This is a genomic window from Marvinbryantia sp. (assembly GCF_047017445.1).
Classification (GTDB): domain Bacteria; phylum Bacillota; class Clostridia; order Lachnospirales; family Lachnospiraceae; genus Marvinbryantia.
Window position 1 is genome coordinate 175,851 of record NZ_JBKXTT010000002.1, and the last position, 14,393, is coordinate 190,243.

A 14,393-nucleotide genomic window follows, 5' to 3' on the forward strand; every position below is an offset into this window, starting at 1 on the left:
CTTTGTAATACATTTCGAAACAGTTAATAGTTCTTGCTTAAATTATCCCCCGGCACCTCCTTTGATTTTTTATTTTAAAAGATTCCTGATTTAAAAAAATCTTTCAATTTCTTCCTTATTTTTCCTCTATTTCCATTTCGTGTGCGCTCACGGAAATGGTAAAATATAAATCGTGTGCGTACACGATAATATTAAAAAATAATCCCCCAAAATTTTGACAACAAAAACTTTTTCAGATAGATTCTCCCTGTATGATCCGGTATGCCAGAATACGGTTTACTCTTTTTTTATTCGGAGACTGCATCTGATCCAGCAGTTCTTCAAACAGGTTTTCTCCCAGCACATCCACATCATATTCCACCGAACAAAGTCTTGGAGAAATAAATTTCAGCATTTCTATATTATCATATCCCATAATGCCAAGCTGTCCCGGCACAGATATCCCATGCTTTTTGCAAATTTCCAGCACCTGTATCGCAAACATATCGTTGATACAAAGTACAGCTGTTTTATGAGGTCTGCATTCTTCTATAGATTTCAAAAGTTTCTCTTCGTTTACGCCTTCCAGAATAATCGGTTTATGCAGATCATACTTTTCCAGCCCCTGAATATACCCCTCCTGGCGTTCCTGAAGCGTATATACATTCATATGCTGCTGTTTTTTCTCTGTGATAGCCGCGTTGAGAAAGATAATTCTGCGGTACTCTTTCTTTATGATAAATTCCACCGCATGTTCCATCGCGTCTCTGGCATCAATGCCCACCAGCGAAAAATCGTCTGATATTTTATTGTAGATCGTTACTACCGGTATCTTCAGCTTTTTCAGATACTCTGCGTGTTTTTTCACTTCGCATACAGAAAAAAGGATAATACCGTCTACATGCCGTTCCTCCAGATACATTATTCCCTGTTTTTCCATTTCTGCATTGCCATGGGTCAGAATCAAATTGATGAAATATCCTTTTTCCTTCGCCGCTTTTTCAATAGCGTTGACCAGCTCTGCAAAATAATTGTTCTTTAAATCAAAGCATACGATCCCTATCGTATTGGTACGGCCCATTGCCAGGCTCTGGGCTATTTTATTTGGCTTATAATCTACCTCCTCTATCGTTTTTAAGATTTTCTGCTTTGTCTGCTCTTTAATGCCAGGACGATTATTGATCGCCCGGTCCACTGTACCCACAGACACCCCACACATTTCCGCGATTGTCTCTAATGTATACTTCATAATTCCCCACTTTTTACGTTTTCGTGTGCGCACACGTTTTATGTTTTAAGTATACCTGCCCTTATGGATTTTGTCAATCCTTTTTTCAACTAAAAAAAGCACCGCCGAAGCGATGCTCTTAAAACTAATTTCACTGCCAGGATAGTTAATGCCGCCTCCGTAATCTCTGGTAAGCCATTATGCAGGGATCCTCTTACTGTATCTGCCAGCCTTCTGTCTGCTCCCTGGCTCTTACGAAGTCAAGATATTTTCCTTCCTGCCCTATCAGCTCCCTATGCGTACCTTTCTGGACGATCTGTCCCTCATCCACCACCAGAATCTGGTCGGCATTTTCGATGGTCGCAAGCCTGTGGGCAATCGTAATCAGGGTTTTCCCCTTTGTCAGCTCAGAAATTGCCGCCTGAATCAAATGCTCATTTTCCGGATCAATGCTGGCCGTCGCCTCATCGAGTATGACGATCGGAGCGTTTTTCAAAATGGCACGGGCAATGGAAATGCGCTGTTTTTCTCCGCCGGAAAGCGTTCCTCCGCCCTCCCCGATGACAGTATCGTAACCATCCGGAAGCGCCATAATGAACTCATGGCAGCGTGCCTTTTCTGCCGCTTTGCGCATTTCCTCCTCTGTTGCTTCCGGCTTCCCGAAACATATATTGTTTCTTATGGTATCATGGAATAAATAAACGTTTTGGAATACCATGGAAATATTGGATAGCAGGCTATCACAGGTAAATTCACGTACATCGTGTCCGCCTACCGTAATCTTTCCGCCATTTACATCATAAAACCTTGCAAGCAAATTGCAGATCGTCGTCTTTCCGGAGCCGGAAGGGCCCACGATCGCAGCCGTACTTCCCTGCGGAATATGAAAAGAAACATCGGAAAGCACACTCCGTTTATCATAGCCGAAACTCACGTGGTCAAAGGTAATATCATATCTCTCCGGACAGATCTCCTTTGCATCCGTATCAATAAACTCCGCCTGCTTGATCGTATCCAGCTTATCCATCGCAGCTTCAATAAGCTGCATGGTATGGGCGCCGTTTTGTACCTGCTCCACCCGTGAAAACAAAGTAAAAGAAAAAATCGCCATCATCAGAAAAATCGGAAGCGTCATCTCCCCATGTATGCATAAGTACGCTGACATCAGCACAATTCCCACTGACGCAAGTTTGCAGGAAAGCTGATGCAGTCCATTGCACCATACATAATCAAGTTCTATTTTAATATTAATCCTGCGGTGTTCACGAAACGCATCCCTGATCCCCTGTACAGATACGCCCTCCTGTCCGTATGCCTTTACCACAGCAATGCCCCGGATAAATTCTATCACCGAAGTAATCAATGCATTCTGTGCCTTTTGATGTACGATAGAGTTTTTATGGCTGGACAGGCTCATCAGGTGCAGGAAAAATGCGGAAAGCGCCACGCCTGCCATTGCAATCAGCGCCGCCTGCCAGCAGAAAAGCAGCAGACACAGTATCATAGCTGCCACATGGACATACGCCCCGATAATCACATCGGTCATTTTCATGGCATACATCTCATATACAGAAAGATCTGTTGTAACTGCGCCGGCTATTTCCCCGGTATTGTTTTTGTCAAAAAAACCGAGGGAAACCCGTTTTAGAATATTTCCGATCTCAATTCTCTCCTGCGCCGTTTTTTCATAGGCAATACTTTCCTGATAAGTTGCACGCAGATAGGAAAACAGAAACCTGCCCGCAATGGAAACCACCATAAAAATCAATGCATAAAGCGCCATAACCGGCTTCATTTCTATTTCTCCCCGGCTGTCCTTTATCATCAGATCCAGAAAATATGCCGCTCCCATAACAGGCAATGCGGCAAACATGGTCTGCAAAAACGACCACAAAAATCCCATGTAGAGCCTTTTCTTATATTCTCCTGTCCACCTGATGATCCGCTTCACCGTCTTAAACATTGCGAATGTCCTCCCTTCCCGTTTGGTTCATATCACTATTTCCTGCTGACCAGCTCTTCGCACCGATATGCGCTTCCCACATCTGATGGTATAAATCACATTCCCGGAGCAGTTCATCATGTGTTCCGCACGCTTCCGGACGTCCGTTTTTCAATACAACGATGCAATCCGCATTCTTTATGGTAGAAAGCCTGTGTGCGATCACAAGAAGCGTTTTTCCCTTTGTCAGCCTTGCAATGGACTCCTGAAGCTGCGCCTCATTTTCCGGATCTGTAAATGCAGTGGCCTCGTCAAGTATGACGATCGGAGCATTTTTCAAAATAGCACGGGCGATGGCAATCCTCTGCCGTTCCCCTCCGGAAAGCTTTCCTCCCGCCTCCCCGGCAGGCGTATCCCATCCTTTCTCCAGTCTGCCGATAAATTCTTCACACCGGGCTGCTTTTGCCGCCGCAAACACTTCCTCATCAGAAGCATCCGGTTTTCCCAGACGAATATTCTCAAGCAGGGAGCAGTTAAACAGGAAATTATCCTGCGATACAAAACTCACGATACGGGCAAGCTGTGACAGCGGAATATTGCGAATGTTTGTTCCTCCTATCGTTATGTTCCCTCCCGTGACATCCCAGAATCTTGCGATCAGCTTTGCCACAGTGGATTTTCCGCCTCCCGACGGTCCCACCAGCGCAGTAAAGGTTCCCTGCGGCAGCTTCAGATCAACTCCGTGCAGAACATCGCCATCCTGTTCATTATAGGCAAAGTGCACCTGGTTTAAGGATATTTCGTAGTTTTTCAGAGAAACCTCTGTTTTTGCATCTGCAAGTTCCGGAATATCCAGCACTTCATTTACATCACGTATGGCATACTGGATAGACTTAAAGTCATTGACCGCATTGTTAAACCAGCTTACCGGTCCGATGATGCTCAATGATAGTATAATCGCTAACGTAATCTCTGCAGGGGTCATTTCTCCCGAAAGATACAGAAGAATACTCACCGGTAGTATGCCAAACAGTGTGGAGGGCAGAATGGCGGCACCCAGATTCATAAGCCCCCAGGTAGACCGAAACCAGTCCAGCGTAAAATTCTTAAAGCTCTCCACGGAATCTGCATACTTCTGATAAGAGCCGGTGGATTGGTTGAACGCCTTAATCACCTGGATACCTTCCGTGTATTCAATAATGACACTGTTCACATGGTTAGACGCTTTCATATATTCGTCATATTTGGAGCTGTAGTTTTTCATCATTATTCCGTATACCACAGCCCCGACCGGCACACATACCAAGGCAGCCAGCGCTATTTTTACGTTCATTACAAGCATATAGAGAAAAACGCAAACAGGAAGAAGAAGGTTGGAGATTCCTTCCGGGATCATATGTGCCAATGGCAGTTCGATGGTTTCCACCCGGTCCACGATGATGCTCTTCCATTCTCCCGCTGTTTTTGCAAGCGCACTTCCAAGCGGTATCCGCATCATTTTTTCCGACAGGGCAAGGCGGATATTCTCCAGAATATGATAAGCTGAAATGTGGGAGAACGATGTAGAGAGGGCATGGAAAATCTGTTTTGCCAGATACCCCGCCGCACTTAAGCCTATCCACGGCATGATTTTTGCCATCGCAGGCTCTCCCTCAAAGAAAATTAAAATAATACGGTAAACGCCTAAATAAGGCAAAAGACCTCCCGCAACGCTGCATATCGCAAACAGCACGGAAAAAATCATCTTCCACCGGCATTGTCCCGCAAAGGAAAACACCGTTTGAAAGGTTCCATTTTTATGTTCCATAGCATGACCTCCTGAAAAAATGAATGTGTCCCTGCCTCTCAGGGACACATCTATTTTACACGCAGGCAGCCTGCTTTGCCGCTCCGGTTAGTCTTATCTAATCCAATCAGTCGGAAGATTTTCTGTATTCGGTAGGCGTAACACCAAGCACGCTGCGGAAGGCAGACGCAAATTTTCCCGGATTACTGTAGCCAACCCTTTCTGCAACAGAAATCACGGAATCCTGCGTATTTTTCAGCATAACGGCTGCGGCATTCATGCGGTACTCCTTCATATATGCAGCTATAGAACATCCGTAAACCCCCTTAAAGCACTGCTTTAAGGAAGTCAAAGGGAAGGAAAACTGCTCCGATAATTCCTCAAGAGTATACCAATGCTCCAGATTCCCCGTCAGCAAAGCGGCAATATCCTTTACTTTATCCACTTGTGTTTTGTAGAAATATGGCCGTTCTTCTCCTCCTGCCGGTACATCCAGGGTCTCCAGAAACAGCAAAAGCTCCAAAACTTTTATCTTGAAATACGGCAGCCTTACGTGTTCCGGCAGATCATACAATTCCGAAAAGATATGGTTGATCTGCGCTCCCGCTCTCATAATAAAGTTATTGCCATCCGGAGAAAATTTGCTTCTCAGCTTTTTTATATCAACAGAAAACCCCTCCATCACATAAAGTAAGGAATCCTCTGCCTCCGCAATGTCAAAACCTATGGTCAGTCCATGATAATGATTCAGCGGAAAAAGAAATCTCGAAGAGTGCCGCTCTCTGGAATTTACCTGCATATCCCCGGATTCCACATAAATATACCGGTTTTTGTCCACACACCACTCAATCCGCCCCTCTCTGCAATGATCGATGCAGAACATTTCCGCATTCGGCTTAAAACCAGAATAGCACTCCTTCATATGAAAATCATTATAAATCAGACAACAGCCCCGAAAGACCTGATAAAATGTCATCAGCCCCTCACCGCTGTCATCCTTTACCCGAAAGACCGTACAGGTTTCATCTTCACAGATTTTCCTTACATTTCCCCCCATTTCCTGTTCTGTAAACTGCATCCGTTCCGCCTCCTCTCTGTCATTCCCTGTCATCCATCACAAAAAAATCTTTCATTTTTTGTATCCCGTTTTCATCAAGAGGGAAACAGGCCTGAACCTTCCCCTTTTCCAGATGCAGGATATAGTCACAGCACTCCATAATAAATTCCGGGTCATGGGTAACAATAAACACCGTTTTACCTTTCTCCGTTAATGCCCGGATGTTATCCGCAACCTGTTTCATATGCCAAAAATCAAGGCCGCTGGTAGGTTCATCGAATACAAGCAGCGGTCTGCCGGCCGCAAGGGCAGATGCGATTGCAACCCTCTGTTTCTGTCCCCCGGACAAGGACATCGGGTGCAGTTCCTTATATCCGTACAGATCAAGGTTCTTTAAAATTTCCCCGGCCTGCCCTTCATCCTCCTGTTCCATGGATAACAGCACTTCATCCAGAACGCTTTCTGTAAAAAGCTGATGGTTTACCTCCTGCATGACCTGATAGCAGACGGAAAGTCTCTTTTTTGCGCTATATCTGATCCCGTTTAGTTCAAGCACACTCCTGTCACCCTTAAGCAGTCCGCAGATACTTCTCATCAGGGTTGTTTTTCCCGCTCCGTTTTTACCGATCACAGCCGTTGCTTTGCCTGCAGGCAATTGAAGCTTCGGAATATCCAATACTGCTTTCGTGCTTTTATAGCTGTAATGCACATTTTCTAAAGTACAGTTTCTGCTCCCGCCCGGGTTTCCTTCTTTCGTCCGGGAAAGAAGCGCAAGGTCCGGAATGCGCAGTCCCCTTTCCGTATAAAAAGCAGCCGGCTGTTTAAAAAAATCCTCAGCCCTGTATTCTTCTGCTATCGTTCCGTTTTTCATGTAAAGGACTCTGTCCGCGATCCCCGCCATAAAATGCAGACGATGCTCTGCGATCACGATCGTTTTTTTCTGTTTTTTCCATTGCTTTATTACAGACTGCAGGCTCCTGATCCCCTCCATATCCAGGTTGGATGTGGGCTCATCCAGCACAATAATATCAGGACTCAGTGCACTGACGCTTCCGCAGGCAATTTTCTGTTTTTCTCCTCCGGAAAGCTCAAAAATGCTTCTGCCTGACAGTGGCTCAAGAGATAATTCCCTGACCGCCCGCCGGACACGCTCTCTCACCTCCTGCTCCGGCATTCCCAGGTTCTCACAGGCAAAAGCCAGCTCGCTGTCCGTGTCCACATTAAAGAACTGGCTGCGGGGATTTTGGAATACAGACCCCACCGCCCCTGCCATCTCATACAGCGGCGTATCCGAAACCGTATACTCCGAAACCGTAACCTTTCCTGACAGCTCTCCCTCATAATAATGCGGGATCAGTCCGTTGATCAGCCGTGTCAATGTGGTTTTTCCGCAGCCGGAACATCCACACAGCAGTACGGCTTCTCCCCTTGAAACAGTCAGAGTGACATCTTTCATTTCCCCGTCCGCCCGTTCTCCTGTATAGGAAAAGCAGACATTTTTCAGTTCTATCATATCCCTCTCCTATCCACAGACTTTGCTTAAAATCAAAGCAAAAAAACTTACTGCGCAAATCACAGCTGCCACGATGTCAAATTTTCCAAACCCGATCCGGCATATATTTGTGCGCCGCACCGGAGCGCCCAGACCTCTCGTCAGTGCCGCTGCCGACAGTTCCTCTCCTATTTTCACACAGGAAACCAAAAGAGGCACCATACGGTACTCCAGCATTTTCGCAGGTTTCCCGCCTCCAAAACGAATTCCGCGCATCCGCATCGCGTCACCGATCGCACTATATTCCTCCCCTACCGTAGGGAAAAAGCGAAACATGACCGACAGGGGAATCGCTATCTTCTGTGATATATGCATTCGCCCCATCGCTGCCATAAACTCACTGACCGTTGTTGTATTGACAAGATAAATCCCCATCGCGATCCCGGGCATAAACCGCGCAAAAACGCCGCAGCATGCAACCAGAATAAAGTTTAAAAAGCCCTGCACATTGGGAATCAAAAGCAATTCCCCCAGAAAAGCCGCCGTATAGATCAGTGTATACAGAAAGGCTGACTTCCATTTTCTTTCCAGCAGGAAGAGGATAAGCGGCATCGCTGTCAGCGCAGGTTTTACCACATTCATAATACCGCCGTTTCCTCCGCCGATCACAACAGATGTAATGGTCAAAATCAGCAGCAGCTTTGTTCTGGGATCTAAAACAGACTTTCTTTTCCTGCTTGATAACATAAATGCGCCCATTATGCGATACCAGCCCGGATAAAATGTTTTTTCAGCAGAGCCTTTCCAAGAAGCGCTCCTAAAACCCCTGAAATAAAGCACGCCGCCAGCAGAGGAAGCAGGCTCCAATCCGGTATGTAGCCCATGAGCGTATCCGCATATTCCTGTCCATAGCCGGAAACAAGCATAGAATAGTAATTATCCCTCGTCACCACAATCGGAATATAATTCCCAATAAGCCACATGGAAAAGACGCCATAACCCAAAATGCTTTTTTTCGCACTTTTATAATCTCCCGATCTCAAAATCAGATCAGCCAGAATACCTGCAACGGGGCCTGTAACAATTACCCAGACGCCCATTCCCATAAGCGCTACGACCAGAGCTATCAAAACAGACATGATCCATACCATGCCAAACTTTTTGACTTTTGTCAGGAACAGCATGAACGGGATTCCTCCTACCAGCGGAACAAGCACGGAAAGAAGCGGAATAAAGATGGGTATATACCCCAGCATTGCCACACCCATGCAAATGACAAACATAATGGCTGTAAAAATTCTGTCAAGCATAATGGCTGTAAAAATTCCAATCGTGATCAAATCTTTCGGCTGGATTTTTTGTTTCATAATCAGTCCTCCTTTTTGGTTAGCTTTTGCTAACTGCTCGTCAAAAATAAGCAGAGCCTGCACCCGCAAAACTCTGCATATTATGTTAGCATAGCAAGAAGTTCTTTTCTGCTCCAAAAAGTTAAATCAGCTCCGAACAGACATTTTTATTTTACAGGCAGCGCCTTTTCCAGCCTGACTGTCCGTGCTTTTTCCCTTGTATCGTCCGATTCATCATAAGCGTCATAGGGAGCTTTCGGGTCATGTGGCTTCTGCTTTCTGGATGCATTGCATACAAGATCTGTATGTGCAAACACAAAGTCCATATCGTCCGACCACCCCGTATGCCCGGTGATAACCATCGGATGCAGATTTCTTTTCTGCAGCAGTTCCTTCAGTGCGGCAAGCGATTTTACGGAAAGTCGGTTGTCCTCCGCCAGCGCATTCAGAAAACTGCGGCCGCCATCCGGCCCGAACCATATGGTATCCCCGGTAAAGAGATAGGCATCGTCTATCAGATAGACCATGTGTCCCCATGTGTGACCCGGCACCATGATGCATTCCACCCTGATCCCCCCGATATTAAACACCTGCCCGTCCTTTAACAGCACTTTATTGTTATCAATCTCCACATAAGGCAGCTTATACCATCCGCCGTAGACCTTTCGCCGCACCTCTTTCGTAAGGTAACGGTTCTCCACTTCCCCAATGTAAAGCGTGGCATCCCGGAACAACCCGTCGCTGTCCTGCTCCACCGCCCCGACATGGTCCGTATCCTGATGCGTGATTAAAATGTGCTGTATTTCTGCCGGCTCGACCCCGATCCACTCCATTTTCTCCCGCAGGCGCTCATAATTATAGCCCGCATCGATCATAATGGTAGTTCCATCCTTTGTGTAAAAGAAAATATTGGCGACAAATTCACGAATACATTTTACATGGCTGTCAATCGTTCCGGTGTTCAGCGGCTTGAAGATTTCCTTTCCGCGGAATTTGAATGCCATGACTTTTTCCTGTAATTTGGATGCTGATTTTGACATCTCTTTTCCTTATCCTTTCCTTCCTGATTTAATCTGCTGCCTTTTATATTTTCCCGGTATCTGCCAGCCGTTTGAGCGCCTCATAACTTTTCGGGCTGACAGCGTGTTCCATCTCGCAGGCATCCGCAGCCGCTGTCTTCTCATCCACGCCAAGCCCCGTAAGAAGCCGGCAAAAGGTATTGTGCCGCTCGTAAGTGTCCCTGGCGATCCGCTGCCCCTTTTCCGTCATATGGACTTTGTGTGTATCATCCATGAACACATACCCTTCTTTCGCCAGCGCTTTCAGCGCCACGGAAACGGTCGGCCGGGACACGCCAAGCTCCTCCGCAATATCCGAACCATGCACTGCTTTTCTTTGGGAAAGCATATAAATGGTTTTCAGGTAGTCCTCTACCGATTTTTTCTGTTTCAAAAAAGCACTCCTTTCCTGCACCGGAAAACCGCCATGCCCTCCACGGTCTTCACTTCCGCTTTCCGGTACATGGCCTTCAGCCGTTTTTCCAGACTGCGCGCCGTTTCATAGGGCGGCGTAAAGTACCCCTTGGGTGTATATATTTTTTCAATAAACCAATCGGTACGCTTATTTTCATCCTTTACATAAAAGCATCCGCAGAATATCCCGCCCGGCTTCAGGACGCGGAAAACCTCGCGGTAAGCCGCTCCCTTATCCGGGAAGGCATGGAAGCCGTTCAGGGACAACACAAGTTCAAAACTGCCGTCAGGGAAGGGCAGCTTCCCCACATCCCCCTGTATAAAACGGACATTCTTAAGCCCTCTCTTCTCTGCCTGCCGCTTTGCCCGTTCCATCATGTCCGGGGAGTAATCCAGGCAAGTGATGTCTGCACCCGGCAGCGCCTCGTACACCGGCATGGTCAGCACGCCCGTCCCTACCGGTACCTCCAGCATTCTGCCGCTAAAATCCTTCGGGATGCCTGACAAAGCCAGATCCAGATAGCGGGTGTTTTTCCTCTTATCCATATTCCATACCAATTTGCAGACTGCCTTTCCGGGCAGTGTGGAACAGGTAATCATCCCATCGTAGAATGTCGCTTCGCCTCCAAGGTCTTTATAAGCGTTCTTGATTGCTTCATGTCGATCCATTTCCTTATCCTCTCATTTCTTTATGCTGATCTGCAGCAGTTTCCGGCCTTCCATACCATTGTAAGGAACGGTATCAAGGATGTCCCGAAACACCTCCGTCTGCATTACGTCACCCCCTGAATGCAGAGAACAGCCCCTTTTTCTCATAAGGCTCACTGCTTACCGATACGACATCATACCCCGCATTTGCCACCACATTTTTCAGTTCCTGCTCCGGGATGTCTTTCTCCGCAAGGATGACCGTCTGCTTCTTCGTATGTGAACTTGTCACCTTTTTTACCTGGAATGCCTTCCTCACAGCCTCGTTGATATGCGTCTCGCACATCCCGCAGGCCATCCCTTCTATGCCAACCGTAATCTTTACCATAAAAACACCTTCCTTTCGCTGTTCTAATTTAGTTAGCAAAAGCTAACTTTTGGTTTTATCAATGCGGCCGCTTCCTGTTAGCAGCCGCTAACTTTTTTCAAGTATACCTCTTATATCCAGCTTTTGTCAATAGGGCAGTGTTATAGAACAAGCCCATTCAGCCTAAAATTTTTACCGGTCAAAAAAAGACCCCATACTGTGTTTCCACAGTACAAGGTCTATTTCCTGGGCAAATTTTTTAGCCTATATTGTTTTGCCGGTTGACAAATAGATTTAAACTCCTACTTATTTGCAATCGCTGCCTGTGCTGCTGCCAGTCTTGCGATCGGCACGCGGAACGGTGAGCAGGATACATAGTCCAGACCGATCTTGTGGCAGAATTCAACAGAGGACGGGTCGCCGCCATGCTCGCCGCAGATACCGATATGCAGGTTGGGGTTGACCGGCTTGCCGAGGTTGATTGCCATTTCCATCAGCTTGCCGACGCCATTCTGGTCGAGCTTTGTGAACGGGTCATTCTCAAAGATTTTTCTCTCGTAGTAAGCTTCAAGGAATTTGCCTGCGTCATCACGTGAGAAACCGAAGGTCATCTGCGTGAGGTCGTTTGTACCGAAGCAGAAGAAATCTGCGTCCTTCGCGATGGCATCCGCTGTCAGAGCCGCACGCGGAATCTCGATCATCGTACCGACAAGGTATTTCAGGTCGCTTCCTGCCGCCGCGATTTCTGCATCCGCAGTTTCCACAACGGTTTTCTTTGCAAATTTCAGCTCCTTGTCATCACCGATAAGCGGAATCATGATTTCCGGGCAGATATTCCAGTCCGGATGCGCTTTCTTCACATTGATAGCCGCGCGGATTACCGCTTTCGTCTGCATCTTGGCAATTTCCGGATACGTAACCGCCAGACGTACTCCGCGATGTCCCATCATCGGGTTAAACTCGTGGAGAGAATCAATGATCTGATGGATCTGCTCTACCGTCTTGCCCTGGCTGTCCGCCAGCTTCTGGATATCCTCGTCTGTCTGCGGAACAAACTCATGCAGAGGCGGATCCAGGAAACGGATGGTAACCGGGTTGCCCTCCATCGCCTCGTAAAGCTTTTCAAAATCGCTCTGCTGTACCGGAAGAAGCTTCTCCAGCGCCGCTTCTCTCTCTTCCGTGGTATCTGCGCAGATCATTTCACGGAAAGCGTCGATCCGATCGCCCTCAAAGAACATATGCTCTGTGCGGCAGAGACCGATGCCCTCTGCGCCAAGCTCTCTCGCCTTCTTTGCATCGCTCGGCGTATCCGCATTCGTTCTTACCTGCAGCTTTCTGTATTTATCCGCCCAGCCCATGATTCTGCCGAATTCACCGGCGATCGTTGCATCCACCGTCGGGATAACGCCGTCGTAAATATTTCCGGTGGAACCATCAATGGAGAGCCAGTCTCCCTCATGATATTCCTTGCCGGCAAGCGTAAACTTCTTATTTTCCTCATCCATTGCAATCTCGGAGCAGCCGGATACACAGCAGGTACCCATACCGCGGGCAACTACCGCCGCATGGCTTGTCATACCGCCGCGGACTGTCAGAATACCCTGCGCCGCTTTCATACCCTCGATATCCTCCGGCGAAGTCTCCAGACGCACCAGAACCACCTTCTTGCCCTTAGCGTGCCAGCTCTTTGCATCCTCCGCCGAGAATACGATCTGTCCGCAGGCTGCTCCCGGTGATGCCGCCAGCGCTCTTGCCGCCGGTGTCGCGCGCACGAGGGATGCTCTGTCAAACTGCGGATGAAGCAGCGTATCAAGGTTGCGCGGGTCAATCATCGCTACCGCCTCTTCCTCGGTTCTCATGCCCTCATCCACCAGGTCGCAGGCAATCTTCAGCGCCGCCTGCGCGGTTCTCTTACCATTTCTGGTCTGCAGCATATACAGCTTGCCGTGCTCAACGGTGAACTCCATATCCTGCATATCTCTGTAATGCTTCTCCAGAATACTGCAAACCTCTTTAAACTGCTGAAATGCCTCCGGGAACTTGTCCGCCATCTCGGAAATATGCATCGGGGTACGCACGCCGGCAACCACGTCCTCGCCCTGCGCATTCGTAAGGAACTCGCCGAACAGACCGTTCTCGCCGGTAGCCGGGTCACGCGTAAATGCAACGCCCGTACCGCAGTCGTCGCCCATGTTTCCGAAAGCCATCGACTGTACGTTTACCGCAGTTCCCCAGGAGTACGGGATATCATTGTCGCGGCGGTAAACATTGGCACGCGGGTTGTCCCAGGAACGGAATACCGCTTTGATAGCCTCCATAAGCTGCTCCTTCGGGTCGTCCGGGAAATCTTTTCCGATTTTTCCTTTATATTCCGCCTTGAACTGGTTTGCCAGCTCCTTCAGGTCGTCCGCCGACAGCTCAACGTCCTGCGTAACGCCTCTGTCCAGCTTCATTTTGTCAATCAGCTCTTCAAAATATTTCTTGCCGACCTCCATAACAACGTCGGAGAACATCTGGATAAATCTTCTGTAGCAGTCCCATGCCCAGCGCGGATTACCGGACTTTTCAGCAAGCACATTTACTACCGTCTCATTCAGTCCGAGATTCAGGATCGTGTCCATCATACCCGGCATGGATGCTCTTGCGCCGGAGCGAACAGATACCAGCAGCGGATTCTCGCTGTCGCCGAATTTCTTTCCGGTAATCTCTTCCATCTTTCCAATATACTCGTTGATCTGTGCCTGAATTTCGTCATTAATCGTCTGTCCGTCTTCATAGTACTGCGTACACGCTTCTGTCGTGATCGTGAATCCCTGCGGTACCGGAAGACCGAGGCCTGTCATCTCTGCCAGATTCGCACCTTTTCCCCCAAGAAGCTCGCGCATATTCGCGTTACCTTCGCTGAATAAGTAAACCCATTTTGCCATTATGTAGTTCCTCCTGTTTTGTATTTTGGCGGCGGTTCTCTCCAAAACAGCCGCACAGCTTCCGGCAGATGTGGCTCTCTGCCAGAGCTTCTTTTGCGCAATAAAACTGTATTCTTTACCTTGCGCGCAAAAAACACCGGGTAAATAAC

General features: G+C 47.8%; 12 protein-coding genes. All 12 read right to left on the reverse strand.

Annotated features, from left to right (window positions below):
• Positions 1-232: 232 nt before the first annotated feature.
• A complete protein-coding gene (locus tag ACLU9Q_RS02810; RefSeq protein ID WP_296831637.1) occupies positions 233-1,228 on the reverse strand; it encodes a LacI family DNA-binding transcriptional regulator in 996 nt (331 codons plus the stop codon).
• A 193-nt stretch (positions 1,229-1,421) separates the two neighbouring features.
• On the reverse strand, positions 1,422-3,170 hold the full coding sequence (locus tag ACLU9Q_RS02815) for an ABC transporter ATP-binding protein (protein WP_296831635.1): 1,749 nt from the start codon (positions 3,168-3,170) through the stop codon (positions 1,422-1,424).
• Positions 3,163-4,956: an ABC transporter ATP-binding protein gene (locus tag ACLU9Q_RS02820; protein ID WP_296831633.1), complete on the reverse strand. Its 1,794-nt coding sequence runs from the start codon at positions 4,954-4,956 to the stop codon at positions 3,163-3,165. The genes ACLU9Q_RS02815 and ACLU9Q_RS02820 overlap by 8 nt, the downstream gene beginning before the upstream one ends.
• A 106-nt stretch (positions 4,957-5,062) precedes the next feature.
• Positions 5,063-6,013: a helix-turn-helix domain-containing protein gene (locus tag ACLU9Q_RS02825; RefSeq protein WP_296831632.1), complete on the reverse strand. Its 951-nt coding sequence runs from the start codon at positions 6,011-6,013 to the stop codon at positions 5,063-5,065.
• 19 nt (positions 6,014-6,032) lie between these two features.
• On the reverse strand, positions 6,033-7,505 hold the full coding sequence (locus tag ACLU9Q_RS02830) for an ABC transporter ATP-binding protein (protein WP_296906027.1): 1,473 nt from the start codon (positions 7,503-7,505) through the stop codon (positions 6,033-6,035).
• A gap of 9 nt (positions 7,506-7,514) precedes the next feature.
• On the reverse strand, positions 7,515-8,231 hold the full coding sequence (locus tag ACLU9Q_RS02835) for an energy-coupling factor transporter transmembrane component T (RefSeq protein WP_330592582.1): 717 nt from the start codon (positions 8,229-8,231) through the stop codon (positions 7,515-7,517).
• 11 nt (positions 8,232-8,242) lie between these two features.
• Positions 8,243-8,851 (reverse strand): MptD family putative ECF transporter S component, encoded by a 609-nt coding sequence (locus ACLU9Q_RS02840; protein WP_412624628.1) that lies wholly within the window; start codon positions 8,849-8,851, stop codon positions 8,243-8,245.
• 146 nt (positions 8,852-8,997) lie between these two features.
• Entirely contained in the window at positions 8,998-9,834 is an 837-nt protein-coding gene (locus ACLU9Q_RS02845) for an MBL fold metallo-hydrolase (RefSeq protein WP_331525158.1), read from the reverse strand.
• A gap of 79 nt (positions 9,835-9,913) precedes the next feature.
• Complete coding sequence (locus ACLU9Q_RS02850; protein ID WP_302591938.1) at positions 9,914-10,282, reverse strand: metal-dependent transcriptional regulator; 369 nt, start codon at positions 10,280-10,282, stop codon at positions 9,914-9,916.
• The gene (locus tag ACLU9Q_RS02855; protein ID WP_298513581.1) at positions 10,279-10,971 is read right to left on the reverse strand and encodes a class I SAM-dependent methyltransferase; all 693 of its coding nucleotides are present in this window, start codon (positions 10,969-10,971) and stop codon (positions 10,279-10,281) included. Before ACLU9Q_RS02855 ends, ACLU9Q_RS02850 begins: the two co-directional genes overlap by 4 nt.
• A 109-nt stretch (positions 10,972-11,080) precedes the next feature.
• Positions 11,081-11,338 carry a heavy-metal-associated domain-containing protein gene (locus ACLU9Q_RS02860; RefSeq protein ID WP_296831617.1) on the reverse strand — a complete coding sequence of 86 codons (258 nt, stop codon included), beginning with the start codon at positions 11,336-11,338 and terminating at the stop codon, positions 11,081-11,083.
• A 281-nt stretch (positions 11,339-11,619) separates the two neighbouring features.
• A complete protein-coding gene (ppdK, locus tag ACLU9Q_RS02865) occupies positions 11,620-14,244 on the reverse strand; it encodes a pyruvate, phosphate dikinase (RefSeq protein WP_040783997.1) in 2,625 nt (874 codons plus the stop codon).
• Positions 14,245-14,393: the final 149 nt, after the last annotated feature.